We start from the raw sequence: 26,727 nt of genomic DNA on the forward strand, positions 1-26,727 counted from the left end.
GAGTTGGAGACCGCCCAGTTAGGTATTTAGATGGATCAGGGAGCAGTGATCAAACATTGGGTGACGAATGAACCGGTGCGGATGGAGGCGCTTACTATAGCGGCTGCTCAGAGACTGCCGGGTTGGTGCCTCGCTGCTGGGTTCGTTAGAAATTTGGTGTGGGACAAGCTACATGATTTTTCAGCGAGTACACCGCTAAACGACATTGATTTAATTTATTTCGATTTACACGACACCAGCGATTCTCGTGATCGGGAAATTGAAGGCGAGTTAAGGGCCGCTTTGAAGCTCCCGTGGTCGGTAAAGAATCAGGCCAGAATGCACGAGCGGAATATGGATCGTCCATATACCTCAACTGAAGATGCTATGAGTTTTTGGGTTGAAGTAGAGACTGCCGTAGGTGCTTCTTTGGCTGATGATGGAGAAGTCATTATTGTGGCTCCCTTTGGTGTTAAGCCACTGTTTGACTATACCGTCACATTAAATCCCAAAAGGCCAAAGCGAGCAGATTTTGAGGCACGTATATATAGCAAACGGTGGCTGCAAACCTGGCCAAAATTGGTCGTAAATACGGTACTTCCCACGACAATCAATTGTGTTCGGGGCTAGCGCTTGCCGAGAGCATCATCAACAAGGAGGAAGTGGTGCAAACTTGCGAAACGGAAAGGCTATTTATACGGACATTATCCCTAGATGATGTTCCCGAGCTGACCACCATCCTCAGCGATCCTGAGGTGATGAAATACTCGATCCGTGGCGTTTGCGATGAAGCGGCGACCCGGCGGTTTATTGAATGGTGTTTGAAGAGCTATGCCTCTCACAGTATCGGGCCGTTGGCATTGGTAGAAAAGGTTTCCGGTAAGCTTGTCGGCTTTTGCGGTGTCGGTACCGAAGAGGTAAATGGCGTTGAGGAGATCGGTTTAGGGTATCGGCTAGCCAAACAGTACTGGAGTAAAGGTCTGGCGTCTGAAGCAGTGCAAGCGGTGCTCAATGATGCATTTAGTCAAAAGCAACTATCGTCGGTGGTGGCGATTATTGAGCCTGAGAATATTGCGTCACTTAAGGTTGCAGCAAAAGCAGGGTTTTCTACGTTCGACATCTATGACTTCCATGGCCGCCCAGTGAGGTTGTATCGGTTAAATCAGAGTCAGTGGGACGCACTTCATACTAAGGGCATGAACGCGACAATTGCACGATGAGTAGCCCCAAGAGTTGGAGACCGTCAGCTGACTCGATTATGCCAGTACCCTGGCTTTCTCGAATGATGGGCGAAAGCAACAATGGTAATTGTTTGGTTATTGACCACAGTCACAAGGGAAAAAGGAAATTGTTGAAGGATCAAACCCTTTGCGCCAAGTTTTCTTGCTTGGCCTATCCCATCAAAATTAGTTCCTTATCAGAGCTCGGGCACGTTCAATGGCTTCGCTTACTTCTAACGATTCGGTTTTGCCAGATTCCAGATTATTGATTCTGCGACATATCTCCTCGTCCCAGGCTTCCGATACACTGATTTCAGCCATACCGTCCAAGCTTGCAACCAAATCATGAGCGAGTTTAGCCCGTTCCTTCTCCGATAGAGTCATTGCTTCGCTCGTGATAGTTTCGAGTTGCGCTGTATTCATTTTTTCACTCAGCCTTGTGAAACGGCAATGTCAAAATCATGCAGTAAATTAGACCTGATGACAAGGCCATCAAGCCCGTCTATAGACTGGTGTTGGAGCCACATTATCGGCCCTGATAGCGGATTATGCGTCGAAGAGAATTCAATGCCAAAGGTCATACTGAAAGGATTTATTATCGTCCCCCAACAGGATCTGGATGCCGTTAAAGCAGAGCTCATCAACCATAAGCGGTTAACCCTGGCTGAGCCAGGCTGCCTCGTTTTTGAGGTTGTTCAATGCACTACAAATCCCTATCGATTCGATGTGTATGAGGAATTTTTAAATCGAGAATCTTTTGCGTTTCATCAAGTTAGAGTGAAAGCTTCCGCGTGGGGGAAGATATCAGCCAATGTTGAAAGGCATTACAGTCAGTAAGCCGCTGGGTAGCTAAACCCCAGCGGCTATATCAACGTCCAATGTTGAATCAATTAGCCGCACTTCTTACCAGCATTTCTCAAACTCATTGCGTAAATAATAAACATGGTCAGTGACCCCAGCACAAAGCACCATACGCCTACGGTTGCATAGATCGCGCCTGCGGGAAGAAATAAAAGACTGCCAAAGAAGAAAAATAAGCTTGATAAGAGACCGAGTAGATTGGGTAGCTGTTGACGCTGCGTCGTCTCACTGTTCATTTTATTTCCTTGTCTGCAATATTACTTTCAAGTGCTTCACCGGGTTTAAATACTGATGTCGGGGGCAAACTGAAAGCCCACCGATACTCGATTCCAGCTGTTGATTTGAACAATAATGGCGGTGAGGTCAATCAGCCCTGGCTCGCCAAACGCATCTAGTGCGTTTTGATAGTCGCTGTCACTCACAGCTTGCTGGCTGACAAGTGTGAGCGCTTCTGCCCAGGCGAGTGCGGCGCGCTCTTGTGTGCTGAAGCAGGGAGCTTCACGCCATGCAGGCAATACGTCCAGGCGAACCTGGTGCTCGCCGTCGTCTCTGGCCTCTTGCGAATGCATGTGCTGACAAAAGCAGCAGTGATTAATTTGCGAAACACGCAGTTTTACTAAGTGGATTATCGAGCGATTAACCGTTGAGTCTGAAGTAATGTTACCTAATGCGGTGAGGTGCTTAGCTAGGCTTGGGCAAAGACGATATACCGTCTGTTGAGACATACGAGTAGACATTTAGGAGACCTCGATGAGTAAGTTGAGGGCTCAGCTTAACGTTGAGGTTTTTTTATGCCTTGTAAATTTGCGACAGTTTGCGTTTGCGATAGGCGGCGGGCGTTTCATAGGCGAGTGATTGGAAGGCGTGGGTGAAGTGAGCTTGGTCATAGTAGCCGCATTGCAGCGCTATTTCCGCTAGGGGCAGTGTGGTTGCCAGCAGACCTTGCCGGGCACGGTTGAGTCGGGCATAGGCGACTAATTGGCCTGGGGTAACGCCCACCTCGCGTTTTAATTTGCGCTCCAGGGTGCGGCGCGTAAACCCTAGCGTGGCGCCTAACTGCTGGGGTGGAAGCTGTAGCTCTCCAATGGCTTGAACAAGCGAAGTGATACGGCTATTGGCAGGTGGCTGGCTTTTTAGTCGATCTAGCAGCCATGTTTCCAGCAGTCGTAAGCCTTGCTGTGAGTCCGATTGGTAAAGGCGCTCTACCACGGGCATTAATCCTTGCAACTTTAATTTTTGCAAACTTAGTGCTTCAAGCTCGTTTTCCAAGCGATGGTATGTATCTGTGAATGCTTCGGGTAGTAAGCCCAGCAAGCTGTGGGCACCTGCAGCTCTAAAACGAATGCCCAAACAGGGGGTGGTCGTATCGAGCGTCTCTATCAACGTTCGCCTGTTGAAACAGAGCGTGATGACAGGGTGGGAACTGGCGAGCTTTATGCTAAGACTAGCCCCGGCATCGGGGTAGAATTTTTCGGTTCTGGGCTCGGTGAGGTGACCAGGGCCTCCCATTGACCAAAAGCATTGAACCCAGGGGGTTAATCGCTTATCAGGCAGACGATACCGAAAGTTTAGATAGTTAGCGTTGCCTGGCAGGATAAGGTTGGTCATGGTGTCAATCAGCGAGAAGTTTTATTAATGATAGCCTCTTATTGACTCAATCAGGCCGTTTTTGGGAGCTGGCCCGCCGCCATACGCTAGGCGGTGCTTTTTCCTGGCGTGCCCATACGCGCCTTAGCTGGCGCTCATCTCCGAATCCGGACGCTTCGGCTATGCGCGCTAGCGTCCAGGTCGTTTCGGTCATTAACGCTTTGGCACGCTGCAAGCGTAATCCCGTGATGTAGTCGCCCACCAGCATGCCGGTGAGACTTTTGAATTGGCGCCGAAAATGCCGCTCGCTCATGGCTGCCTGAGCCGCCAATGTTTCGATACGCCAGGTCTGCGAGGGCGCGGCGCATATGGCATCTTGAACGCGATGCAGCCGCTCATCCACATGATTGCGACCCTCAAGCCAGGCGCCCAGTTGAGGTTCCTGACCACTGCGACGCAGATACAGCACCATCTCCCTTGCAACCGCCAGGGCCAGCGAGTGTCCACACGCGCGGGTAAGCCAGTAGAGCATGGTATCAATACCGGTTGAGATCCCCGCGCTGGTTAAGTAGCGCCCATCCTCAATAAAGATACAGTCGCTCTGTACTTTTGCCCTGGGGGCTTTAAGGCGTAACTGTTCGATGAGAGCGTGGTGGGTGGTGCAGCGTCGCCCCTCTAATAGCCCCGCATCCGCAAGTAATAGCGTGCCGGAGCAAACGGTCATTAGCGTATCTGCATATCGGGCGTTCGCCTTGAGCCAACCGACACACTCTTGTTGCGCCAATGGCTCAAGGCTATTGCGGTATTGCCCCGGAATCAGCAGTAAATCTTGAGGAGCAAGCTGTTCGGGTAATGGGTCAATGCCGCTAAGGGTTAGCGGCCCTAACCACTGCATGGCCGTTTTGGGGCCTATATAGCGCACCTGAACGTCTATAGAGAGCCGGTCAGCACACTGCAAAACCTGAAGTGGGCCAATCAAATCGAGCGGCACCTGGCCGGGCATCATCAGCACCGCAATCTGCAAGGTTTTAGCTCTTGCAGATTGCAGCTGGCTAGTTTGTTGCTCTTCACTCACGCGTATTTTGCCATTCGTTGATCATGTCATGTGTACTGATAATACGTGCAAAGCGGCCTTCCAGTACCAGTTCGGTGCGGGCTTTAATCTCATCGGCTGACCAGGTGACGCCGTGGCGCGTCATGGGGAAGGTGAGGGTAGCATCGCTGATAAAGTCGACGCTAAAGCCTAAATCTGACGCCACCCGTGCGGTGGTTTCACAACATTGCTCGGTGCGAATACCGCTAATCGCCAGCCGCTCAATGCCGCGCTCCCTTAACCAGCCTTCAAGCGAGGTATCGGTGAAGGCGTTATGGACACGTTTATTGTAGGTCACCGTCACTTCATCGTTAAAGCCATCAAGCGGACGAATCAGGCCATTATCAGGGTCGAAAGCTCCTTGGCTGCCAAGCTCTTCATGCAGAATGCGAACTACGGGAATATTGTTTGCCTGTGCGGCGTTCAGCACTGCACGTTGCTTGGGGCGCCACGCCTGAGCCATCGATTCTACCCAGTAATCGCGGGCGGGGAAGGAGGCTTGAACGTCAATTAATAGCAGCGCCGTTTTAGACTGGATCATGGCTAATCTCATCGTGTGGAAGTGAGATTACAGATTAGCTGTTATACATTCTGCCAACGATGCGTTGTCCGGTCACAAAGGGGGCAGATTCGGCCATGTCTAGGCATTGTCTTCTAGTTAACACCACGGCAAAGGGAGATCCCAGGCGCAAGTAGGGGTTATTTCTTCACGCAGACAAAAATAGCGTTTCCAGAGGTCGTATCCCAGGGCTTGATGGTCTCGTAGTTGTGCTCAAACACGTGCACTTCAAAGTAAGGCGCTAGCAGGGCAGTTAACTCCGCAAAATTGACCGCCACCATGGGGTGTTCGTCGTTCCACACTTGCTTCGCGTCTGCATTGGCTTTCTCAATGCTCAGCCTAAGTGACTGTTTTTCGCCTTGACCGCTGTAGTGCCATCCAGAGCGGAAGGTAAATAAATCGTTTGCTTGTTTGGCGGTGTGCTTAACAAATAAATCGTTATTGATTTTGTCTTTATCGACCGCGTTAAAACAGAAAATACCGCCGGATGCTAGCGCGCGATGCGCGCTGGATATACACGCTGTGAGCTTTTCAATCCCATCGTTGTAGTGGATGGAGTACAAAAAGCAGGTGATTAAGTCGCTGGGTTCACCAACCTCAAAATGACTCATGTCTTGGCGCGTGAACTGAGCTTCTGGGCAACGCGCGGCGGCGATATCCAGCATAGGTTGATTAAAATCCAGCCCGTTGCTTTGGTATCCAGCGTCGATGAAATGGCGCACATGTGGGCCGGTGCCACAGGCTAAATCCAGGTGCGTAGTTCCGCCGTTACCGAACATCTGATGCAGTCTGCGAATGGCATTGCTTTGTGCTCGGTAGTCGATATCCACGCACATCAAATCGTAGTAGCCAGAAAGGTCGGTATAGAGGGCGTTGGCGGACATAGTGACCTAATAGTGGCAACTGAAAAATGGTGGGTGGCGCATAGTAAACGAGCGGGTAGGGTTTTAGAAGCGTGTACGGCAGGCAGCATTGGTGTTAGTCAAATACCTTCTGTGGCCCTAAAGAAATCCTGACGTTTACCGATATATAACTAAGGCCATGAAGATTTCTCTGGTCGTTGCTAAATGCCAAGAGACCCTGCTATGCCTAAAACGCTGATCTTTATTTTTGTTACCTTGTTTCTCACGCTACCCTCCCAAGCTTATGCACACACCAGTGATGCAGAGGCGGCGGCGTTGGCGTGGCTGGAGGCCATTGATAGTGGCCAGTATGAACAGGCATGGGAATCTTCATCTCCGCTACTAAAGAAGCCGCTTTCGCCGCACATGTTAGAACGTACGATTGGGGCGGCGCGTCGCGACTTTGGGGCCGTTCAATCGCGTCGGCGAGTGGGCGTTGTCCGTGAAACGTCTATGCCAGGAGCTCCACGAGGCGACTATGCAGTGCTAACCTTTCAGACACGCTTCGAGAACAAACCTCAAATCACTGAGACCATCACTCCTCACTTGGAAGAGGGCACTTGGCGGGTAAGCGGCTATTATGTGAACTAATCGTTTCTGCATAATGGTTAACCACACTGCATGAATAAAATGATTTCGCTACTGTTCGCTTTCGTTTCATTGTCAGCGTTTGCGACAGATGCTGCGCCAGATTGCCAAAACGCCACGTCGACGATGGAAATCAATCAGTGTGCGCTGTTGCAGCTAGAAATGGCTGAGGCGGAAATGTACCGCTATTTAGATGCGGCGCTAAACGACCATGAAGCAGATGCCAGCTTAGTGGAGTCGATTCAGCTGGCTCAAGAGGCTTGGGAAGGCTACCGCGAAGCCCATTGCGATGCGGTGTATACCCAGTGGCGTGATGGTACGATAAGGGGCGTGATGTCGCTTTCATGTAAAAAACAGCTTACCCAGGCGCGTACACATACGTTATGGGCGAGCTTTTTAATCACAATGGAAGGCGAGTCGTCACTTCCGGAGCCTGAGCATTAAACTGGGCTTATTGGTGCGAGCTTCATTCCTTTTTTAACCGCGACGAGGCCTATGCTATATATCGCTGACACCCCTGAACCTCCTTACTACGCGGTTATTTTTACCTCACGACGCACCGAGGTCGATGATGGCTATGACGAGATGGCGGCAAAAATGGTTGAGCTTGCAGCCCAGCAGCCGGGATTTTTGGGGGTGGAATCCGCCAGAAATGAAGTGGGTGTGACCGTTTCCTACTGGGCTGATATAGCATCTATTAAAGCGTGGAAAGCCCATGCAGAGCATCAAGAAGCCCAGCGGTTGGGGCATCAAAAGTGGTATCAGCACTTTAAAACCCGTATCGCCAAGGTAGAGCGGGATTACGGCATTTAAGAGATGAGCCACAGGTTCAGTTGCCTACACAACCATCCCTGCCAGCGCCTGCATCCCTAGCGCTACCACCAGTACAATGACCCCTGCTACCAAACTGGTTACCAAGGCATGGCGTTTCCATAACACCAGAACGTCATGACCAAAGCGGTGAACCAGCCAAGCCAGGCCGAAATAGCGTAAGCCGCGGGCGATGAGCGCCGCCAGGGCAAAAAGCAGAATGGGATAGCCAGACAGCCCGGCGGTAATCATCGCGATCTGAAAAGGAATTGGCAAAATGCCAATGGCCAGAATCGCAGCAAAACCGTACTGGTCGAAGAAGCTTTGGAACGCCTGATAGCTCTGCTCCATCTCCATGAATTCGATAAACCAGGTACCAACGGATTGGAATAGCACCATGCCCACGCCATAGCCGATGAGCGACGCCACTAAGCAGCCCAGCGTGGTGGCCGTGGCAATTGCCCAGATGCGCTGTCGGTTCGCCGCCATCAGCGGTATCAATACCAGCTCGATGGGAATGGGCAGAATAATCGTCTCCAGAAAGGAGAGAGTTCCCAGTAACCACAGCATGTTCTTTGAGCCATTAATGCGCTCGAACCACTGTTTAGTTCGCTTTGAGGTTATGGCCATGGTGGTGACTACATCTCGGGATTAATGCGGCGGTAAATAGCCGCTAGCACACTATAAAGACCGAATGCGAATAACCCTAAAGCGACAAATGCAAGCAGCCACTGGCCGTAGGGTTGTCCTCGCAGCGTGCTAAACACTTCACCCATCCCGCCTGCTTCATTGGGGTCGATTTGATAAGCGGCGATGATAAAAAAGCTACCCACGATTACAAACACAAGTCCACGAATCACTAAGCCAAAGCGGCAGATGGGATAGGCCCATTGTTGAGTTTGTGGTGGCATGGCGAAGTGTTTATCGAATTTGGCCTTGTAGCCTTTAAAAGCGTGGGACATGCCTACGCCGATCATGATGAGGCCAACCCCGCCTACCAGCCAACGTCCGAAAGGTTGCTCCATCAGCCAGCCGGCCACCCCCTGCGAGCCGCCACCTGAATCACCCGAAGAACCCGCATATTGGAAGATGAGCGTTGCGGCAAAAAACGCTAACAGCGTATGGGTAATGGCGCTGGCTAATAAACCCGCACGAATCGCTAACCCTTTGGCGCCACTGCCGTGGTGGTCGGTGTCTTTAACCGCTTGGATAGTCCGCCACATAGCGTAGCCCACCAAGCCAACGGCAATGAGGCCTAGCAACACGTTACCAAAGGGGGCGGTGAGCACCCGCTCTAAGGCGCCCCGACTGCCCTCGGTTTGACCGCCTTGGCCAAGGGGTGCCAGCGCTGCGAGGCCGCCTACTAATACATACACAATACCGCGAGAGGCGTAGCCCATGCGGGCGAAAAGGGTAATCGCATCACGATGGTCGGGGTTCTTTATACTGTCGGCCATGGTGTCCTCCTGACGTGTTTGGCGTTGCATATCCTATGCAATCTAGTTCATATAGTGCTTATCAGCGGCCCATACTGTGCTTGTGCTGTGCTATTGTCCAGCTTAGGTCAAGTAACAGAGCTAATCGCTGTTTTCACTATTTTTTAATATTGTGGGCAGAGCATGAGTAGAGTTTCGTCACCTATTTCAGCACCTATCTCAGCACCTATCTTCTGGCGCGATGCGCGTATGCCCTATGTGGAGCTGCGTAAAATCAGCGATGCTCGACAGGTCTGCTATGCGCCGCACAGCCACACGCATTGGTCGCTGGGGGCTGTGACCGCAGGTAAAAGCACCTTTTGCTATCGTGACGCGAAGTATCAGATTAGTGCGGGTGACATCGTGATGATGAACCCCCACTGGGTGCATGCCTGTAACCCCATCGAGAATCAGCCCTGGGCTTACTTGATGCTCTATGTCGATACCGCGTGGCTGAGTGAGTTGCGCTATCAATTGGGCCTGCTGGATGCGCCTAACTGGCAAGACATCGCTACCGCCGTTATCACCCAACCAGCGCTTTATGCCGGGTACTGCGATATGGCCGCTTGTTTGCTGGATGAACAACGGGAAATTGATGATAAGCAGGCGGCGCTAATCGAGTATTTATCCAATGTAATGCAAGTGCTTGCACAAGAGTCACCAGCGGCATTGCCCCAATCGCCCAGTGCGCTAGAACAGGTTGCGGCCTATTTGCGTACCAATTGTGCCGCTGATATCTCGCTTGAACGCTTATGTCAGCAGTCGGGCTATAGTGCTGGGCACCTGATTCGTGCCTTTAAACAGCACTTCGGGCTGACGCCTCATGCCTACCTGATTAACCAGCGCATCCAGTTGGGGCAGCAGGCGCTAAAGCAAGGGCAGCCGATAGTTGAGGCAGCCTTGAGCGCGGGCTTTAATGACCAACCCCACTTTCAAAGAACGTTTAAGCGGCTGGTGGCCGCCACACCCAACCAGTACCGCTATCCGCTCCTCAAATAACAAACGTACTCAAAACAACAAGCGCACTCAAAACAACAGAAATAGTGCACTGGCGGCCAGGCAGATAGCCAATACGCGGTTAATCGTCAGCAGGATGATAGGGCGGTGCACATAGCGTTTGAGAAAAGCCCCTGCAGCTACCCAACTGGCTAGCGATAGCCAACAAATAGGCAGATAGAGGGCGGCGAATAGCCATAGCAGGTAGGGCTCGTTTCCACTGGTATAAGCGCTGATGCCAGCGGCAGACGCCAGCCATGCTTTAGGGTTAAGCCATTGCATCATAGCGCCAGCCCAAAACCCTGGTGCGTTGTTGGCGCCTCGTTCCTGTACTCGTCCATCGTGCTGAAACAGTTGATAGCTAAGGTAGAGTAAAAAACCAATACCTGCCCAACGTAAAAGCGCTTCCAACAGCGGCGCCACACTCAGCAGTGAGTAAAGCCCCGCGCCGATGGCTAAAAACAGCGCAACAAACCCCAGCGTGGCGCCGGTTACAAAAATAAGCCCTTTGACAATGGGGTAGTGCGTGCCGCTACTCAAGCAAACAATGTTGACCGGCCCCGGCGAAATAGACGCGGCGAGAGCAAATGCAGACATGGGTAGTAGCGTCGGCAGCAGTAGGGTAGCGCTCATTGTTATCCTCCTTGGTAGTGCAAGGAGTTTGCAGGGGTGCCCACTGGGGGTATTGAACAAAATTGAGGTGGCTACTTAAGCGACTGCCTTTCACGCTTAGCTTTTAATAATGCCCAAACACCGACCAGCCGGTACGCTGCACAAACATTTCAAGAGCCTGGGTGCCCAGTAAACTATTACCATAGGCGTCTAACCCCGGCGACCAGACGGCAATAGAACCGTGTCCCGGTGCAATCGCCAGAATGCCGCCGCCGACGCCACTTTTGCCGGGTAGGCCGACGCGGAAGGCGAATTCTCCCGAGGCGTCGTAGTGCCCGCACATCATCATCAATGAGTTGATCCGGCGGGCCCGCTGGGGCGCTACCACGCGTTTGCCACTGGGTTTGTTGATACCATCCGAGGCCAAAAACAATCCTGCATGGGCAAGCTGCTCGCAGCTCATAGCGATGGCGCACTGGTGGAAGTAAGTGCCCAGCACTTTATCGACATCGTGGCGTAGATGCCCAAAGGCTTTCATAAAGTGCGCCAGTGACGCGTTGCGGTCACGGTGGGCCATCTCTGAGGCGGCCACGGCGTGGTCGAAATAAATGCTGTCGTCATCGGCGATATAGCGCACAAAGCTGAGAATCTCGCCCAGTGTCTCTTTGGGTTCATGGCCCATCATGATCGCATCGACCACCGCAATGGCCCCGGCATTGATAAACGGATTACGCGGCTTGCCGCTTTCATGCTCTAGTTGAACGATGGAGTTAAATGGATCGCCTGAGGGCTCCCGGCCGACTTTCGACCACAGCGAATCACCCACTTGCCCCAGCGCTATAGTCAGCGTAAATACCTTGGAGATACTCTGAATGGAGAAGGGGGTTGTGGCACATCCCGCCGAGTACACGTTGCCATCTACGGTCGCCAGCGAAATGGCAAACTGCTGTGGGTCAACGTGGCCAAGCTCGGGGATATAGTCGGCGACCTTGCCACGCTGTTCGGCATTCGCCATGGTGGCCGCAATGTCATTGATCAAGTCTTGCATGGGCTTTTCGTGTACCGTCAGTGGAGGCGGGGCATTACCCTAGCGGAAAAGTTGGGAGCTGTCTGCTAACGCCATTAGCAAGATTCGGGTCGGCAACTCGCTTGTGAACGCTTAGGCTGATGAAGATAGGCAGCCCCAAAGCACAGAGATAACACAATGAACGACTATGCGCGTATCGAAAAAGCCATGGCTTATATGGTGGCCCACGCAGCGGAGCAACCCAACCTGGAAACAGTGGCCGCGCAGGTGCATTTAAGCGCCTTTCATTTCCAGCGGCTATTTTGTCGTTATGCGGGTATCAGCCCCAAACGCTTTTTGCAGGCGCTGACGTTAGAGCGCAGTAAGCAACTGATTCAGGCATCGACATCCCTGCTGGATATTGCCCATACGCTGGGGCTAAGCGGCGGCTCCCGGCTCTACGATCACTTTGTGCAGTTAGAAGCGGTCACCCCGGGAGAGTATAAGCGCCAGGGTGAAGGCGTGGAGATCGCCTACGGGGTTCATGAAACGCCCTTAGGTAGCATGTTTGTAGCGGTAACCCCCAGGGGTATCTGCCGCATGGCTTTTGTCGATGCGTCGAATTCAGAGGAGTTACTGGCTCGGCTTAGTAAAGAGTGGCCGCGCAGCACGCTGTGCCATAGCCCCGATGCTACCCGATTTGCGGTGGAAAAGTTGTTTAATCAACCCGAAGAGGGAACTGCCGCTCTGTCACTGCACGTGACCGGCACTAATTTTCAAATAGCGGTTTGGCGGGCGCTGCTGACCATTCCCGAAGGTCAGTTGGCCAGCTATTCGCATATCGCCCAGGCATTGGGCACGCCTAAATCGTCCCGTGCAGTGGGCAATGCGGTGGGCGCTAACCCCATCGCGGTATGGATACCCTGCCACCGGGTGATTCAACAAAGTGGCGCACTGGGTGGCTATCGCTGGGGGTTAGACAAAAAGCAGATGGTGCAAGCCTGGGAGTTGGCAAAGGTTGACAACGAATCGCTTTCTCCCATGGCCGCATCTTAATCAATTAGCCCATTCGCATCATAAAACGGGAAAGGGCCGGGGTAAGGGTCGATAAACCCTTGGTGAGTCACCATGCCGCTAGCCGCCGACCAGTGGTGCAACAGGTAACCGGGAGGCTCTAGTTGAAAGTGGGCGGGGCCGTCTGGGGTGAGATCCAGGCTAACCTGGTGGGAAACCCCGGGGCAGCTCATCGCCAGAGTGTTGGCAAAGCGGGCTTGGATCGAGCGGTGTAGATGCCCGCAGAGCACACGCTCGACTTGGGCATGCTGGCCAATGACGTCGGCTAACGCCTCTGGCCGCTTAAGTGGTTGGCGATCCATATGGTCGATGCCACTCACGAACGGGTGGTGGTGCACCATGACCAGCGTCGGTTTATCGGGCTGCGCTGCCAGCGTTTTATCCAGCCACTGCAGGCTCTCTTCGCTTAGCTCCCCGTGGGGTTTGTCCGGCACCGATGAGTCGAGCCCCACTAAGCGCACCGGGTAATCATCCACCACCCACTGCAAGTAGTCGTTATGCTGAAACAGGTAGCGGTGTTCCGGGAATGCATTTCGCAGATGTTGGCGGTCGTCGTGATTGCCAGGGATCAAGTACACCGGCAGCGCCAGGTCAGCCAGGATTTTCTTAAAAGTGGCGTACTCGTCGGGATGACCAAAATCAACCAAGTCACCGCTAATCAGCACCAGGTCGGGCCGCGGCGTTAGCTGATTGAGCTTGCTGATCGCTTGGCGCAGCGCATTGGCGGTATCCACCTGACGGTAAGAAAGTTTTCCGCCCGCCTTGATATGCGGGTCGCTAATCTGGGCGATAAGGCATTGCCGGGTTGGTTCAGGCGTTGAGGTTTTAAGACAGTGATCAGCCATTGGCCATCTCCTTGGCATTAACAGAGGGTGTGGGCTTGTCTGGGTGAAAAAGCACCCGGGAGGGGAGTGCCAGGCCAATCGCGGTACCGTTGGGCCAGCGCTGGCGGGAAGGTGCCTCAATCTGGAGGGGGGAGGCGTCGCCAGTATCGACCATTAGGCGTTGGCTCTGGCCCAGGAAAATGCTTTGCACTACCGTGCCTCTTACATCGGCTTGGTCAAGCGGCACTACCTGAATATCTTCTGGCCGGCAGTAGACCGTGGGTACGCCCTGCAAGTGAGAGGCAGAGAGTTCACCGCCATGAACGATTAACCCGCCATCTTCTCGGCTGCCGATCACGTCCAGGCAGTTAACCGCGCCAATAAAATCGGCCACAAAGGCATTGGCTGGCTGGTGGTAAATCTCTTGGGGTGTGCCTAACTGGGCAATGCGTCCGGCTTGCATAACCGCGATGCGGTCACCCAGGGCCATCGCCTCGTCTTGATCGTGGGTGACGTACACGGCGGTGGTGCCCAATTCACGCAGCAACTGGCCAATCTCGATGCGCAGGCGGTCACGCAGCTTGGCATCGAGCGCCGCCAATGGCTCGTCAAACAGCAGCACCTTGGGGCGCACGGCAATTGCGCGAGCGAGGGCGACGCGCTGCTTTTGCCCGCCGGAGAGGGCGTCTATACGCCGATCGCCAAAGCCTTGCAAATCGACCATGTGCATCACTTCGTCAAGCCTTTGGGCAATCTCGGCCCGCGGCAAACGCTGTATTTTAAGACCGTAGGCAATGTTGTCGGCAACGCTCATGTTGGGAAATAGCGCATAGTTTTGAAACACCATTCCCACGTCGCGCTTCTCAATCGGCAGGGCAGTGACATCGCGCTCGCCAAACAGCACTTGCCCACTTTTGTCGGGGCTTTCCAGGCCGCTGATAATACGCAGAGTGGTGGTTTTACCGCAGCCTGAAGGGCCTAGGAGCACCAAGGTCTCGCCTGGGTGAACCTGCAGATCCAGCGGCTGTAGCGCCGTGTTGCCGCCAGCAAAGGTGCGGCTGCATTGGTTTAGCGTGATGCTGACAGATGAACTCATAATGGATTCTCAACTAAAACAGTCAGGTGTCTTTCAATAGGCATTTAGCGACGCTGCTCGGTGAGACGACCTGCCCACTGAATCGCCACCAGCAAGGGCACCACCATCACTAGAAATATCAGCGTGTAAGCCGAGCCGATTTCCAGGCGCATCGAGGCGTAGCTGTCGGCTAGCCCAACCGGTAGCGTTTTGGTCAAGGGGGTATGCAGCATCCAGGTGATGTTGAATTCACCGATTGATAAGGTGATTACCATCAGCGCGCCCGCCAGAATGCCGCTCATGCAGTTGGGGATAACGACCCCGAAAAAGCGTTGCCGGAAGCTGGCGCCCAGGCTGGCGGCGGCTTCCTCTAGCTGGGGAAGCTTGGCGGTCTGCATCACGGAGAGCACTGCGCGCACCATAAAGGGCAACGTAAACAGCACATGGCCGACAAGAATAAACAGCCAACTGCCGCGAAATTCCCGATAGCTACCGTAGGCGAGCAGTAGGGCAAGAGCGGTGGCCAGCCCAGGCACGGCAACCGGTAGCAAAAGCAGCTCTTCAATGGCATTGGCCCAGCGGCGGCGGCTGCGCAGTAGACCGTAGGCGGCGGGTACGCCGATCAGAACAGTGATCAGTAAGCAGGCGAGCGCCAGTTTAATGGAGAGCCAGATGGTATCGGCGTAGAGCTGCCACACCTCATTGACCCAGCGCAAGGTCAGCCCACTCTCAAGGCCGACAAAGTAGTTCTCGGTCAGACCCGCCATCACCGACATGGCCACGGGCACGATCATAAATAAGCACACCAGCAGGGTGAAAACCAATTGAAGCGTGAAGCGTAGACGCGATTTCATACGGAGGCTCCCAGATTGCCGCCTGCCAACCGACGAGCAAGGCTTAACGCCATCCAGGTGATCACACCCAGTACCACCGAAAGCGCAGCCGCCATGGCGAAGTTGGCGTAGTTGGTGAATTCGCCGTAGATATTGAGCGGCAGGATGCTTAGCCGTGTGCCCAGGGTAAACGCCGTTCCAAAGGCGCCCATACTGGTAGCAAAGCAGATGGCGCCAGTTGACAGCAGTGCGGGCGCAATGCCGGGCACGATAACGTCTTTAGTGACTTGCCAGGTATTTGCCCCTAAAGAGCGGGCCGCCTCTTCAAGGCTTTGATCCAGGTTGTCGCAGGCGGCCATTACCGTGGTGATAACGCGAGGAATAGAAAAATATAGGTAGCCAATAAATAGCCCGGCTAATGAATAGGCGAATATCCAGCGCTCGCCAAATAGCCACAGGCTGGTTTGCGCCAGGGCACCCTGGCGGCCACCCAGCATAATGACCAGAAAGCCCACCACCACGCCAGGAAAGGCCAGCGGAAAGGTGAGGATAGCCACTAGTATGGACTTGCCAAAAAAACGCTGCCGGGCGAGAAAAAAACCGGCAACACCGGCAATGGCTACCGCTACCAGGGACACTACCAGCGAGAGACCAACGGTGGTCGCTAGACTGATCAAGTACTGCCGATGGGTGAGAATCGTCAGATAAGCACTGATGCCGCTACTTGGGTCTGGCTCGGCACCCATCATGATCAGACGTGAAAAGGGCAGTAACCAAAAGGCGCAGAAGATCACCAGTGCAGGCAGTAAGGCGACCATAGCGATAACGTTTTTCCGTCGTGCGGAGCCCACCATGATTGGTCGACTATTGACGTAAGAAGCAGCCCCGGAGGGCTGCTTGGCTGCCGCTGTCATGATTAACGCACCTCCGACAGATACCGCTCGGAGAAGCTTCGCTGGGCAGCCGCCATCGCGTTGTAGTCGAGTGCCTCGGCGCGGTCATACTCGCTATCTGGAAGGAATACGTCGCGTGCCTCTGCGGAGATGGCGCTTGCGCGCACGGGGCGCAGGTAAGCATCTGCCCATACCGCTTGGCCTTGATCAGAGAGTACAAAATCGAGTACCTGCTGGCCGTTCTCGGGGTTGGGGCCATCTTTCACCAGGCTCATAACGTAAGGCACCACCACGCTGCCCTCCTCGGGAATCACGAACTCCACGTTGGCACCATCGCTGTGGCGAGCCCGGTAAGCGTTGAAGTCGTAATCAAGCAGAATCGGGATCTCGCCGGAAAGCACCCGTGCATAGCTGGTCTGCTTGGGCACAATCGGGTCGTTCTCGGCAAGCTGATTGAAGTAGTCGATTGCCGGGGTAAAGTCGTTAAGATCGCCACCCATGGCCTGGTTGACCGCCACGGCACCGACGTAGCCGACAAAGGCACTGGCCGGGTCAAGGTAACCCACCATGCCGCGATACTCGGGCTTGAGCAGGTCTTCCCACGAGGTCGGTACTGGCGCGCCATCCAGAGCATCGACATTAACCATAAAGCCGAGCGTGCCGGAATGAATGGCAAACCAGTTGCCTTCGGGGTCTTTCAGGCCTTCGGGGATCTCCTCCCAGTGTGCAGGCTGATAGGGCGTTACCACATCCTCTTCCATGGCCTGAATGCCAAAGGTCACCCCGTAGTAAACAACATCCGCCACCGGGCTCGCTGCTTCAGCCACCAGCTGGGCTAATGACTGGCCGGAGTTTTTGTTGTCTTGGGGCACGCGAATGCCGGTTTCCTGCTCAATCAAACGCAGCTGCGTGCCCCAGTCTGCCCATTCTGGCGGGCAGTTGTAGCAGATCGCGTTGTCGCTTGATTGCGCCAAAACGCTTCCCGATGTGCTGATCACTGCCGTGGCCAATAATGCTTGGTAAAGACGATTAAGGTTCATACTGTGCTCCTCTCTAAAGTACCGAACGTGGACTAACGGGGTGTCGGGGTTCCGACACTTTCGCCCTTACGCAGTGCGTGGGGCAGGGGGGCGGGCGCGCAGCGCTCTCCCCGAATCATGGCGAGCAGTGTGTGGACAGCACTGCGTCCGATCTCGGCGCGAGGCTGCTCAATGGTGCACAGCGACGGGTAGAGGTGCTTGCCCAGGGCGATCCCATCAAAGCCCATCACGGAAAGGTCATCAGGCACGCTAAATCCGGCGCGCTGAAGTTCGCCCATCAGGCTGATGGCGAGCAGGTCGTTGGTGCAGATCACTCCCGTGAGAGCATCAGCGCCATGTAATGCCGACGTGAGGCGGGTTAGTTCTGCTTGGGTATGGTGGGCCATCTCTACCAGCGGGCGGGCGACTAGGCCCGCCTCGTCCATCGCGTGGCAGTAACCTTCAAAGCGTTGCTGGGCGCGGTCTGACTGCAGCAGTGGGCCAGCGACCATGCCAATTCGCTTATGGCCCAGGGCGATCAAGTGGCGGGTGGCATCAACGCTGGCGGCACGGTTATCGACACCGACCGAGGGGAAGCCGCTGCTGCCAGGCGGGTTGTAGACCAGCAAGCAGGGGGTAGTTTCCAAGCGCAGCTTGTCCAGCACGGCGCTGTTATCCGCTTCCGCTACGGTAAGCACCAAGCCGTCGACGCGCTGGCGCAGCATCTCTTCGACAATGTCAGCCTCGCGGCTGGGTGAGTATTCGCTGGTGGTCACGATCAGTGAGTAACCCGCCGCACGGGCAGCTACTTCCATGGCTTGTAGCTGCTCGGCAAACACCGGGTTGTCGAGGCTGGGCACCATCACGCCAATCATCTGCGTGGCTTGGGAGCGTAGCTGTTGAGCGACTTTATTGGGTCTGAACGCCAATTGCCGGGCTGCGGTAAAGACGCGTTCTCGGGTAGCTGGGCGTACCAAATCGGGGCTTGAAAAAGCCCGCGCCGCGGTTGCCCGAGAGACGCCAGCGAGTTTGGCCACAGTGAGTAAATCTGACATGCGAATACCTGTTTTCAATGCAATGAGATCGATCTCATTTATTAGGTATCAGCCTAGAGTGGGGATGTGACGGCTAAGTGGCGGGAATATGTATTTTTAGAGTGATTATGATGACAAGGCGGTTAACCATCATGAAAACGAGTGCTATGAAAAGGGGCCTGTTTTGCTTGTTCACATTGCGCTGATTTCTAGTGGCCGCTAAAGTCTCGCTTTTGTTCACCTGGACGAGACCTCCTTATGGCCACACTGATGATTCAGGGCACCACCTCGGATGCGGGTAAAAGTACCGTGGTGGCTGCGCTCTGCCGTGCATTGGCAAGGCGTGGCATATCAGTGGCGCCATTTAAACCCCAGAACATGGCGCTAAATAGCGCCGTCACCGAGGATGGCGGTGAAATTGGCCGTTCCACCGCGCTGCAGGCCCAGGCCGCTGGCGTTACGCCTCATAGCGATATGAACCCGGTGCTGCTCAAGCCGGAAACCGACCGCGGCGCCCAGGTGATTTTGCGCGGCAAGGTGCATGGGCATATGGATGCCCTGGATTACCATGCCTATAAACGCACTGCGAAAGAGAGCGTGATGGCCGCCTGGCAAGCGTTGGAAAGCCGTTTTGATGTGATTATTGCCGAAGGCGCAGGCAGCCCCGCTGAAATCAATCTACGCAAAGGCGATATTGCCAATATGGGCTTTGCCGAAGCGGCTGACTGCCCGGTATTACTCGTCGGTGATATTGATCGCGGTGGGGTATTCGCCCAGCTCGTGGGTACGCTGGCGCTATTGAGCGAGAGCGAACAGGCGCGCACCAAGGGCTTTATTATCAACCGCTTTCGTGGCGATATGGCGCTGCTCAACCCTGGGCTTGAGTGGCTGGAGGAACGCACTGGAAAACCGGTGCTGGGCACGCTGCCTTATCTACAGGGGCTGGTACTCGATGCCGAAGACAGCATCGGATTAACCCATGCTGAAAAGGCTGACCAAACGCTTAACGTCATCGTTCCCGCGCTACCGCGTATCAGCAATCACACCGATTTTGACCCGCTGCGACTACATTCCCAGGTCTCACTATCGTTTATTAAGGCCGACCAACCAATTCCTGCCGCCGATGTGATTATTCTGCCCGGCAGCAAAAGCACCGCCAGCGATCTTGAGTGGTTAAAATGTCAGGGCTGGGATAACGCCATTCAGCGTCATCTTCGCTACGGTGGCAAGGTATTAGGTATTTGCGGTGGCTTTCAAATGCTGGGCGAGTGGGTGGATGATCCTGACGGTTTGGAGGGCAAGCCTGGCAAAGTAGCCGGATTGGGTTTATTGAATCTCACCACTCGCATGGTCGCTGGCAAGCAGTTGCGCAACGTTCGCGGCGTGACAATAGCCGAAGGGGCAGCCGTCACCGGGTATGAAATTCATAACGGCGTAAGCGAAGGGCAGGCCCTTGACTCCCCGTTGTTCGAAGTAGACGGGCGCAATGAAGGCGCCGTTAGCGACGACGGGCAAATAATGGGGACTTATCTGCATGGCTTATTTGATCATACGCAAGCTTGCCGAGCCCTGCTTAGCCGTCTCGGGCTCCAGAATGCAGTGCATCTCGATTATCAAGCCCACCGGGAGCGTGAGCTTGATCGTCTAGCCGATATGCTGGAAGCGAATGTTGATATTGAGGCGGTTATTGCGCTGATTGATGCTGGCGTGATGAAAGCCGTTAAATAGTTTCTTTGACCCAGTGCTCAAGCAATAAATCAATAAATAACTGTGCGGTACTGGAGAGGCTGTGTGTATTGCTGCGTACAAGACCAATGGAGCGCTGAATGCGCGGCTCAGGCAGATCTCTTGAGCACAGTGTGTCGTGATCCGGCCCAGGCATGGTCATGCGTGGCAAAATAGCCACCCCTAAGCCTGACTCCACTAAACCCAAAGAGGTCGACAAGTGTTGAACCTCGTAAAAACTGTTTAAGTGGATGCCCTCAGCAGAAAGCGCATTATCTAACAAAGTACGGTTTCCACTATCGCGGCTTACGGTGATGAGTCGCACATCTTCTAGATCGCTCCACTCAATCTGCTTTTTGCTGGCAAGCGGATGATCCGAGCGCAGTGCCAATACAAAGGGATCTCGCAGCAGGGGGGTAAAACGCACCTCGGAGCTTTGCGCGCTGATCATGTTGATACCGAAGTCTGCCTCACCATTGATAACTTTTTCCAGCCCCTCGTTAGCACTGACATCCAGAATTCGGATGCGAATACCCGGCCAAGCCTCGCTAAACACGCGAATGACACTAGGCAAAAAGTAGAATGCCGCCGTCGGCAAGCAAGCAATGGTCACGGTTCCTTTTTGGTGCGTGACCAACTCCCGAATCCCTAAAATAGACGACTCGTACTCCTCAAGCATGCGTCTGGCTCGGGGCAAAAAATCTGCCCCAATAGGCGTCAGTCGAGTACGCCTAGTGGTTCTCTCAAGTAGTTCAACTTCAAGAAGTTCTTCGAGTTTTTGTATGCGCCGAGTGAGGGCTGGCTGCGACAAATGCAGGCGCTGTGCCGCCTCATGAAAGGTGCCTAATTCAGCGACTAAAATAAACGCATGAAGGTCAAGAAATTCGAGTCTATGCAGCATGGGATTGTTGCGCAAAAAAAGTGGATTAATAACCAAAACACATTAATGCAAGAATTGTATTTATAGCAATCTATATTTGCATTTGAGACATTAAAGATTGGCTGACATTCTCCGTCCATACAGTCATCGCGAACTATGGCGGAACGATATGAACAGCATTCCTTGTGTCATTATGCGGGGCGGCACCTCTCGAGGTCCCTTTATTCGCATGAAAGATCTGCCCAGTGACCAAGCGCAGCAGGCCGATATCCTGCTTAGCTTGATGGGCTCTGGGCATGCGCTACAGATTGATGGTATCGGGGGCGGCGACCCGCTCACCAGTAAAGTGGCTATTGTCGAGCGCTCATCGCACCCTGGCGCCGATGTTGACTATCTGTTTGCTCAAGTGGATGTAGTGAATAAGCGTGTCGACTTTAACCCCAACTGCGGCAATATGCTCTCTGCCGTCGGGCCCTATGCCATAGAGACGGGGCTGGTAGAACCGCAAGACGGTACCACCGTGGTAAAAGTCCATAACTTAAACACCCAGCGGTTGATCGAATGCCATGTCCCTACACCGGGGAAGCAGGTGCAGTACGAAGGTAGTGTCACCATTAGCGGCGTTCCGGGCAGTGCTGCGGGCATCCAGCTTAGCTTTTTAGACATCATGGGCAGTAAAACAGGCCACCTGTTACCTACGGGAAACGCATGCGATGAGATAGCAGGGGTTGAGGTGAGCTGTATCGATGCGGCTACCCCGATTATGCTGCTGCGCGCTGAGTCGGTCGGATTAACCGGCCATGAATCGCCTGCTGAGCTGGATAATAACGCGGTCTTGTTAACCCGCTTAGAAACCTTGCGTCAGGAAGCAGGGCGGCGGATGGGAATGGGCGATGTCAGTCAGAGCGTGCTGCCCAAGGTGGTGCTGATTTCAGCAGCTGAGGCAGCATCGCACACGCTGAATGTTCGCTATTTTGTGCCCCATCGCTGCCACAAAGCGATTGCCGTAACAGGAGCGATGGCGGTGGCGGCGGCGATTAACGTGCCCGGCTCAGTGGCCAATCAAATGGCGATGAGTACTCGGAAGCTTTCCGCTGGTCAGCTGCTATCTCAGATTGTCCTGGAACATCCTTCTGGTTCTATTGAGCTGACGGCAGAGTATCGCCAGCAGAATGCGTTTGACCTGGCGCGCGTATCGCTTATTCGAACTGCTCGCAAAATTATGAGCGGGCAAATTTTTTATGCGAGCCCTTCAAAGGAAGTAGGTAATCACGCCGTCGAAACCGTTGATTGAATCACGCGGCCACTATTAACAACCGACAATAATCAATAACAGGAGTATCGCCATGACTACCTCGAAGCACACACCGCTTAACACATTCAAGAAAGCGCTACTTGTCGTTGCTTGTTCCACGCTGGGCGCTATTAGTGTGAATGCCCAAGCTAACGATGTGAACGTGCCTGACACTATCCACTGGACTATTCCTTTTGGGGTAGGCGGTGGAACCGATGTGTGGGCACGTTTCTTCTCTACCTGGATGAGTGACCATATTCAAGGTAACCCGACGCTAGTCATTGATAACGTGCCCGGCGGTGGCTCCATTAATGGCAGCAACCTGTTCGCTATGCGGGCTGCCTCCGATGGCAGCCAATGGATAGGCACCTCTGCTTCCACCCAGTACCCCGCCATGCTGCAAGACCGGCGTGTACGTTATAGCTACGACGATTGGACACCGGTTTTAGCGACCCCCACAGGCGGCGTGGTGTATGCCCAACCTAGTCTAGGTGATAGCGCAGAGGAGGTGCTGAACGCGGTGACCAACCAGCGCGTTAAATTTGCCGTGCAAAGCCATACGGGGTTAGAACTGCCGGTATTGATTGCGCTTGATCTGCTGGGTGCTGATGTACAGGCCGTCTCTGGCATGCGTAGCCGTGGAGAAGGGCGGTTAGCCTTTGAGCGCGGCGAGGCAGATATCGACTTCCAAACCACCTCTGCCTATTTCAGCAGCGTGGAGCCTCTGGTGAAGAGTGGTCGAGCGGTGCCGCTATTTTCTCTGGGCGTGCTCAATGACAGCGGCGAGATCGTGCGTGACCCTGCCTTCCCTGATTTGCCAACCTTCAATGAAGTTTATGAAACATTGCATGGCGAAGCACCCAGTGGCCCCGCCGCCGAGGCGTATCGCAAATTCTTTGCCTCAGGGTTCACGCTGCAAAAATTGATCTTGCTGCCTAGCGACGCGCCAACTGAACTTATCCAGGAGTATCGCGAAGCGGCACAGCGTTTTGTGGATACAGAAGCGTTTAAAGAGGCAGCAATGGCACAGCTTGGCCCCTACACGCCAGTGGTGGGTGAGGTCGTCGAGCAGCATCTCCAGGAGGCCATGTCACTTGATGATGCCACGCGGCAGTGGCTGGTCGAGTGGCTGCTAGAGCAGCACGGTGCCCGTATTTAACACGCCAGTTAACACAAAAAAGCACTGCTTAAGCGTTGCTTTTGGGCTCCCTTACACTAAACAACATAAGAGCCATGACAATGATAGATGTCTTATTCTCCAGTTTGGGGCAGTTGTTTACTGTTCCCCATATGCTGTACATGGTTATCGGTGTCCTGATCGGGCTGATTGTGGGCATCATTCCTGGGCTTGGCGGTATTGCCGGTATGTCGTTGCTGTTGCCATTTCTTTACGGCATGGAGCCTTCAGTCGCCCTGGGTATGCTGATGGGATTGGTGGCGGTGATACCTACTGGCGATACATTTGCCTCTGTACTGCTTGGGATCCCAGGCTCTAGTGCTTCCCAAGCCACCGTGGTAGATGGCTTTGCGTTGGCTAAGAAAGGGCAGGCTGCACGAGCGCTTTCTAGCGCGTTCTTTTCGTCAATGATGGGCGGCCTGATCGGTGCGGTGGTGCTAACGGCCTTTATTCTCATCGCCCGGCCTGTTGTACTGTCGTTTTCTTCGTCAGAACTATTTATGTTAACGCTGCTAGGGCTGTCCATGGTGGCGGTGCTTTCTGGAAAGGATGTTTTTAAAGGCATTGCTGCTTGCGGCGTTGGACTCCTAGTAGGCACCATCGGCATGGCTCCGGCCACTGGAGAGTTTCGGCTGCCATTTGAAATTGACTACCTCTATGATGGGTTGCCGTTAGTGGTGGTCGGTTTAGGTATCTTCGCACTGCCTGAAATTATTGATTTGTTGGTCAAGCGTGGTGCGATTGCAGAGCAGCCCTGCCAATTGGGCAAAGGCTGGAAAGAGGGCGTCAAGGACGTCGCCAAACGCCCTGGACTAGTCGCCCGCTGCGCGGGTGTTGGCAGCTTGATGGGCACGATTCCCGGCTTGGCAGGCTCGGTGGTGGATTGGCTCACCTATGGTCATGCGGTGCAGAGCGCCAAGGATAAGTCCCAGTTTGGCAAAGGCGATATTCGCGGCGTTATTGCGCCGGAGTCCGCTAACAACGCCTGTGCCTGCGGGGCGATGGTGCCTACTTTACTGTTTGGTATTCCCGGTTCGGGCACTGCGGCGGTGTTTTTAGGTGGTTTGCTGCTGCTTGGCCTTCAGCCCGGTGTCAGTATGTTAGAGACGAACCTCGATCTGACGTACACCATTATTTGGTCGTTAGCGCTGGCTAATATTTTAGGCGCTGCTCTTTGTCTGGGATTGGCTAGGCCCGTGGCCAGCTTAACCCGGGTGCCATTCGTTATTTTAGCGCCGCTAATTACCATCTTGATCCTCTTCGCCGCCTATCAAGCGACACGTTCGCTGGGTGATCTATTTGCGCTCGGTATTATTGGCGCGATTGGGGTACTGTTTAAGCAGGCAAACTGGTCTCGCCCCGCCTTTTTGATTGGCTTTGTATTAGCTCCCGGTGCAGAAGCCTACTTCTATCAAGCCGCTCAGTTTCAAGGTGCAGAAGCCTTTATGCGGCCGGGGGTGCTGATCATTGGTGCACTGATTGCGGCATCACTAATTGTCCCCCCTTTACGCAGCTACCTGCAAAAGCGTCGCCCAACCGAAAACTCTGCTAAACATGCGCTTCAAGAAGAGGTGGCGCCGCTGTCGCTGGGTGTGATCGATGTGGCATTGCTAAGCAGCCTGTTAGCTGTGGCTGGATATATGTGGTGGGCGTTTGCTGACCTTTCCATGCTAGGAGGCATCATGCCGAGGCTTGCGATTACTATTATCGTGGCGGCGTGCGTACTGGAAATTATCAGAACGGTCATCAAGCCGATGAAGTGGCAAATTCAGACATTAAGCCAACAGTTGTTCTGGGTAGCCGGTTTCTTCGCCTTGATCGCAAGTGTGATGGTGTTTGGCTTCCTATTTACTGCCGCAGTATTTTGCCTTGGGTTCTTACTGGTGGTAGCGCGTATGAGGCCCGTAGCCGCCGTGAGTTTAGCGGCTGGCGTGACACTCTTCTTAATGGGGATGGCGAATCTGTTAACGCTTACCTATCCCACAGGGATGTTGGCTGGGTTATAAAATTGACGGCCTCCAAACAAACACAAAAAGCCATTAAATTGGCTTTTTGTGTTTAAAGAAATTAATGATTTGCGCGCTTAGCCATCACGGTAATTTCAATACTGCTGCCACCGCAAATATTAGGCGATTCGGTACAGGTGCGGGCTGGGTAGCGGCCTGGTTCAAAATACTCTGCGTAAACGCTGTCCATGTCTTGGATGGCGTGTAGATCTGTGAGATGGATATCCACGCGAACCGCGTCTGCAAGGCTGCCACCTTCCATTTCTAACATACGCGATAATGCGCGCATCACTAGGCGAGTCTCTTCTTTAACATCGCCTTGTGAAGCATGACCGTTTGAGAGATCGGCGACGGTCAGCCCTGAAATAAACACATAGTGTTCATCGACTACCATGTGACTGCCAGGGAAGTTTGGTGTGGGCATGGTAGGGTCATTCGTAAAGGTGGGCATGCTAACTCCTTAAATAAGTCGCTGATCACACTTGCCCTTTATCCGACCGAGTAACAGCGACAGGGTTCAGTATCAGTAAAGATGAATGAACCATCGTGAGGCACAATACGCTGTCAAAACGGCGATGATTGCTCTAGGCTTGCGGGTTTTTAGTCGGTGAGGATGATTCAAATGAAGGTCGTACACGTTAACGCAGAGGCCCAGCGCAATGCCTGTCTGGCGCGATTATGCGCTGAGGTATACGGACAAGAGGCTGGTCTTACGCCGCTGGTCGTGTTCACCGGCACCTGCAGTGTGTTTTTTCCGCAAGAAGCAGCGCGGCTGTTTGCTGCTGTTGATGGACAGGGTAAACCTCAAGCGCTGGCGCTGCTAGTGCTGGACGAGGAGGGCGAAGGTATGACGGTGACCCACGCCTGCGCCCTGGAACAGGCGGATGCCAAGCAGCGTTTGATCAGCGAGCTTAGCTTAAAGGCACCGCTGCGCGTTGACGTTGATACCGCCGAACAAGAAGCGTTCTATCAAAAAAGCGGTATTAAGCGCTGGTTTGGCGGAGTGGATGGCAAACGCATCGGCTTAGGCGCGCGCCACCCCGCCAAAAGCATTGGCGAGCTGACGCCTACCCTGGGCTTAGACGAAGCGCTGATTCTGCGCCGTTTCAAACATGACCCGAAAGCGTTTGAAGAGGCTAAACAAGCCTTTTTGAAGGGCCTAAACGATTTTCCACAGACGCTTTAAACGGCTGCTTTTGTCATGC

32 protein-coding genes are annotated in these 26,727 nt (G+C 53.9%); 13 read left to right on the forward strand and 19 right to left on the reverse strand.

Features of this window, described 5'->3' with window-relative positions; translation table 11 throughout:
* Nucleotides 1-30: 30 nt before the first annotated feature.
* Both J7J49_RS15055 and J7J49_RS15060 read left to right on the forward strand, forming a co-directional pair.
* Nucleotides 31-609, forward strand: coding sequence for a nucleotidyltransferase family protein (locus J7J49_RS15055; protein ID WP_215093715.1), 579 nt, complete (start codon nucleotides 31-33; stop codon nucleotides 607-609).
* 35 nt (nucleotides 610-644) lie between these two features.
* Entirely contained in the window at nucleotides 645-1,199 is a 555-nt protein-coding gene (locus tag J7J49_RS15060) for a GNAT family N-acetyltransferase (RefSeq protein WP_353048383.1), read from the forward strand.
* A 186-nt stretch (nucleotides 1,200-1,385) separates the two neighbouring features.
* On the opposite strand, the gene J7J49_RS15065 is transcribed toward J7J49_RS15060, so the two are convergent.
* The gene (locus tag J7J49_RS15065; protein WP_215093717.1) at nucleotides 1,386-1,622 is read right to left on the reverse strand and encodes an addiction module protein; all 237 of its coding nucleotides are present in this window, start codon (nucleotides 1,620-1,622) and stop codon (nucleotides 1,386-1,388) included.
* 144 nt (nucleotides 1,623-1,766) lie between these two features.
* Between J7J49_RS15065 and J7J49_RS15070 the strand changes: the two genes are divergently transcribed.
* Nucleotides 1,767-2,036 carry a putative quinol monooxygenase gene (locus tag J7J49_RS15070; protein WP_215093719.1) on the forward strand — a complete coding sequence of 90 codons (270 nt, stop codon included), beginning with the start codon at nucleotides 1,767-1,769 and terminating at the stop codon, nucleotides 2,034-2,036.
* A gap of 53 nt (nucleotides 2,037-2,089) precedes the next feature.
* On the opposite strand, the gene J7J49_RS15075 is transcribed toward J7J49_RS15070, so the two are convergent.
* The 6 genes from J7J49_RS15075 to J7J49_RS15100 form a co-directional block, all read right to left on the reverse strand.
* Nucleotides 2,090-2,296, reverse strand: a complete 207-nt coding sequence (locus J7J49_RS15075) for a YrhK family protein (RefSeq protein ID WP_215093721.1) — start codon at nucleotides 2,294-2,296, stop codon at nucleotides 2,090-2,092.
* 45 nt (nucleotides 2,297-2,341) lie between these two features.
* Nucleotides 2,342-2,797 carry a carboxymuconolactone decarboxylase family protein gene (locus tag J7J49_RS15080; protein WP_215093723.1) on the reverse strand — a complete coding sequence of 152 codons (456 nt, stop codon included), beginning with the start codon at nucleotides 2,795-2,797 and terminating at the stop codon, nucleotides 2,342-2,344.
* A 52-nt stretch (nucleotides 2,798-2,849) separates the two neighbouring features.
* Nucleotides 2,850-3,668 (reverse strand): helix-turn-helix transcriptional regulator, encoded by an 819-nt coding sequence (locus J7J49_RS15085; protein ID WP_251048336.1) that lies wholly within the window; start codon nucleotides 3,666-3,668, stop codon nucleotides 2,850-2,852.
* Nucleotides 3,669-3,714: 46 nt separating this feature from the next.
* Nucleotides 3,715-4,722 carry a GlxA family transcriptional regulator gene (locus J7J49_RS15090; RefSeq protein WP_215093725.1) on the reverse strand — a complete coding sequence of 336 codons (1,008 nt, stop codon included), beginning with the start codon at nucleotides 4,720-4,722 and terminating at the stop codon, nucleotides 3,715-3,717.
* Nucleotides 4,715-5,281 (reverse strand): isochorismatase family protein, encoded by a 567-nt coding sequence (locus J7J49_RS15095; protein WP_064233390.1) that lies wholly within the window; start codon nucleotides 5,279-5,281, stop codon nucleotides 4,715-4,717. Before J7J49_RS15095 ends, J7J49_RS15090 begins: the two co-directional genes overlap by 8 nt.
* 158 nt (nucleotides 5,282-5,439) lie before the next feature.
* Nucleotides 5,440-6,183 carry a class I SAM-dependent DNA methyltransferase gene (locus J7J49_RS15100; RefSeq protein WP_215093727.1) on the reverse strand — a complete coding sequence of 248 codons (744 nt, stop codon included), beginning with the start codon at nucleotides 6,181-6,183 and terminating at the stop codon, nucleotides 5,440-5,442.
* 201 nt (nucleotides 6,184-6,384) lie between these two features.
* Here J7J49_RS15100 and J7J49_RS15105 point away from each other — a divergent pair, with 201 nt between their 5' ends.
* The 3 genes from J7J49_RS15105 to J7J49_RS15115 are packed head-to-tail and all read left to right on the forward strand — an operon-like array spanning nucleotide 6,385 to nucleotide 7,602.
* Nucleotides 6,385-6,792 carry a DUF4019 domain-containing protein gene (locus tag J7J49_RS15105; protein ID WP_215093729.1) on the forward strand — a complete coding sequence of 136 codons (408 nt, stop codon included), beginning with the start codon at nucleotides 6,385-6,387 and terminating at the stop codon, nucleotides 6,790-6,792.
* Between the two features lie 30 nt (nucleotides 6,793-6,822).
* Entirely contained in the window at nucleotides 6,823-7,233 is a 411-nt protein-coding gene (locus tag J7J49_RS15110) for a lysozyme inhibitor LprI family protein (RefSeq protein WP_215093731.1), read from the forward strand.
* A gap of 51 nt (nucleotides 7,234-7,284) precedes the next feature.
* Nucleotides 7,285-7,602, forward strand: a complete 318-nt coding sequence (locus J7J49_RS15115; RefSeq protein WP_215093733.1) for an antibiotic biosynthesis monooxygenase family protein — start codon at nucleotides 7,285-7,287, stop codon at nucleotides 7,600-7,602.
* Between the two features lie 24 nt (nucleotides 7,603-7,626).
* Here the strand turns inward: J7J49_RS15115 and J7J49_RS15120 are convergent, their stop codons facing one another.
* Nucleotides 7,627-8,229, reverse strand: coding sequence for a YqaA family protein (locus J7J49_RS15120; RefSeq protein ID WP_215093735.1), 603 nt, complete (start codon nucleotides 8,227-8,229; stop codon nucleotides 7,627-7,629).
* A gap of 8 nt (nucleotides 8,230-8,237) precedes the next feature.
* Nucleotides 8,238-9,056, reverse strand: a complete 819-nt coding sequence (locus J7J49_RS15125) for a DUF1206 domain-containing protein (protein ID WP_215093737.1) — start codon at nucleotides 9,054-9,056, stop codon at nucleotides 8,238-8,240.
* A 162-nt stretch (nucleotides 9,057-9,218) separates the two neighbouring features.
* On the opposite strand from J7J49_RS15125, the gene J7J49_RS15130 reads away from it, so the two are divergent.
* Nucleotides 9,219-10,073, forward strand: a complete 855-nt coding sequence (locus J7J49_RS15130) for an AraC family transcriptional regulator (RefSeq protein WP_251048337.1) — start codon at nucleotides 9,219-9,221, stop codon at nucleotides 10,071-10,073.
* Nucleotides 10,074-10,100: 27 nt separating this feature from the next.
* On the opposite strand, the gene J7J49_RS15135 is transcribed toward J7J49_RS15130, so the two are convergent.
* On the reverse strand, nucleotides 10,101-10,703 hold the full coding sequence (locus J7J49_RS15135; RefSeq protein ID WP_215093739.1) for a LysE family translocator: 603 nt from the start codon (nucleotides 10,701-10,703) through the stop codon (nucleotides 10,101-10,103).
* A 103-nt stretch (nucleotides 10,704-10,806) separates the two neighbouring features.
* A complete protein-coding gene (locus tag J7J49_RS15140) occupies nucleotides 10,807-11,730 on the reverse strand; it encodes a glutaminase (RefSeq protein WP_215093741.1) in 924 nt (307 codons plus the stop codon).
* 156 nt (nucleotides 11,731-11,886) lie between these two features.
* Between J7J49_RS15140 and J7J49_RS15145 the strand changes: the two genes are divergently transcribed.
* Nucleotides 11,887-12,744, forward strand: coding sequence for a bifunctional transcriptional activator/DNA repair enzyme AdaA (locus J7J49_RS15145; protein WP_215093743.1), 858 nt, complete (start codon nucleotides 11,887-11,889; stop codon nucleotides 12,742-12,744).
* Here the strand turns inward: J7J49_RS15145 and J7J49_RS15150 are convergent.
* Genes J7J49_RS15150 through J7J49_RS15175 form a run of 6 tightly spaced genes read right to left on the reverse strand, consistent with a single transcriptional unit; the run spans nucleotide 12,741 to nucleotide 18,461 of the window.
* On the reverse strand, nucleotides 12,741-13,607 hold the full coding sequence (locus J7J49_RS15150) for a phosphodiesterase (protein WP_215093745.1): 867 nt from the start codon (nucleotides 13,605-13,607) through the stop codon (nucleotides 12,741-12,743). The two genes, J7J49_RS15145 and J7J49_RS15150, sit on opposite strands and share 4 nt — an antisense overlap.
* Nucleotides 13,600-14,682, reverse strand: a complete 1,083-nt coding sequence (locus J7J49_RS15155) for an ABC transporter ATP-binding protein (protein WP_215093746.1) — start codon at nucleotides 14,680-14,682, stop codon at nucleotides 13,600-13,602. The genes J7J49_RS15150 and J7J49_RS15155 overlap by 8 nt, the downstream gene beginning before the upstream one ends.
* Before the next feature lie 44 nt (nucleotides 14,683-14,726).
* Complete coding sequence (locus J7J49_RS15160; protein ID WP_215093748.1) at nucleotides 14,727-15,515, reverse strand: ABC transporter permease; 789 nt, start codon at nucleotides 15,513-15,515, stop codon at nucleotides 14,727-14,729.
* On the reverse strand, nucleotides 15,512-16,408 hold the full coding sequence (locus J7J49_RS15165; RefSeq protein ID WP_215093750.1) for an ABC transporter permease: 897 nt from the start codon (nucleotides 16,406-16,408) through the stop codon (nucleotides 15,512-15,514). The genes J7J49_RS15160 and J7J49_RS15165 overlap by 4 nt, the downstream gene beginning before the upstream one ends.
* Nucleotides 16,409-16,410: 2 nt before the next feature.
* A complete protein-coding gene (locus J7J49_RS15170; RefSeq protein ID WP_215093752.1) occupies nucleotides 16,411-17,427 on the reverse strand; it encodes an ABC transporter substrate-binding protein in 1,017 nt (338 codons plus the stop codon).
* Nucleotides 17,428-17,459: 32 nt separating this feature from the next.
* The gene (locus J7J49_RS15175) at nucleotides 17,460-18,461 is read right to left on the reverse strand and encodes a LacI family DNA-binding transcriptional regulator (protein WP_215093754.1); all 1,002 of its coding nucleotides are present in this window, start codon (nucleotides 18,459-18,461) and stop codon (nucleotides 17,460-17,462) included.
* 237 nt (nucleotides 18,462-18,698) lie between these two features.
* Between J7J49_RS15175 and J7J49_RS15180 the strand changes: the two genes are divergently transcribed.
* Nucleotides 18,699-20,168 carry a cobyric acid synthase gene (locus tag J7J49_RS15180; protein ID WP_215093756.1) on the forward strand — a complete coding sequence of 490 codons (1,470 nt, stop codon included), beginning with the start codon at nucleotides 18,699-18,701 and terminating at the stop codon, nucleotides 20,166-20,168.
* Here J7J49_RS15180 and J7J49_RS15185 read toward each other — a convergent pair.
* Nucleotides 20,161-21,066 (reverse strand): LysR family transcriptional regulator, encoded by a 906-nt coding sequence (locus J7J49_RS15185; protein WP_215093757.1) that lies wholly within the window; start codon nucleotides 21,064-21,066, stop codon nucleotides 20,161-20,163. The genes J7J49_RS15180 and J7J49_RS15185 overlap by 8 nt on opposite strands.
* 148 nt (nucleotides 21,067-21,214) lie before the next feature.
* Between J7J49_RS15185 and J7J49_RS15190 the strand changes: the two genes are divergently transcribed.
* The 3 genes from J7J49_RS15190 (at nucleotide 21,215) to J7J49_RS15200 (ending at nucleotide 25,522) form a co-directional block, all read left to right on the forward strand.
* Nucleotides 21,215-22,339, forward strand: coding sequence for a 4-oxalomesaconate tautomerase (locus J7J49_RS15190; protein WP_215093759.1), 1,125 nt, complete (start codon nucleotides 21,215-21,217; stop codon nucleotides 22,337-22,339).
* A gap of 52 nt (nucleotides 22,340-22,391) precedes the next feature.
* Nucleotides 22,392-23,498, forward strand: coding sequence for a type 2 periplasmic-binding domain-containing protein (locus tag J7J49_RS15195; RefSeq protein WP_251048338.1), 1,107 nt, complete (start codon nucleotides 22,392-22,394; stop codon nucleotides 23,496-23,498).
* An 80-nt stretch (nucleotides 23,499-23,578) separates the two neighbouring features.
* Nucleotides 23,579-25,522, forward strand: coding sequence for a tripartite tricarboxylate transporter permease (locus J7J49_RS15200; RefSeq protein ID WP_215093761.1), 1,944 nt, complete (start codon nucleotides 23,579-23,581; stop codon nucleotides 25,520-25,522).
* A gap of 61 nt (nucleotides 25,523-25,583) precedes the next feature.
* Here J7J49_RS15200 and J7J49_RS15205 read toward each other — a convergent pair whose 3' ends face one another.
* Nucleotides 25,584-25,973, reverse strand: coding sequence for a RidA family protein (locus J7J49_RS15205; RefSeq protein WP_215093763.1), 390 nt, complete (start codon nucleotides 25,971-25,973; stop codon nucleotides 25,584-25,586).
* A gap of 171 nt (nucleotides 25,974-26,144) precedes the next feature.
* Here J7J49_RS15205 and J7J49_RS15210 point away from each other — a divergent pair, with 171 nt between their 5' ends.
* Nucleotides 26,145-26,708: a hypothetical protein gene (locus J7J49_RS15210; RefSeq protein WP_215093765.1), complete on the forward strand. Its 564-nt coding sequence runs from the start codon at nucleotides 26,145-26,147 to the stop codon at nucleotides 26,706-26,708.
* Nucleotides 26,709-26,727 lie beyond the last annotated feature (19 nt).

The organism is Halomonas sp. ISL-56 (assembly GCF_018612805.1).
Lineage (GTDB): Bacteria > Pseudomonadota > Gammaproteobacteria > Pseudomonadales > Halomonadaceae > Vreelandella.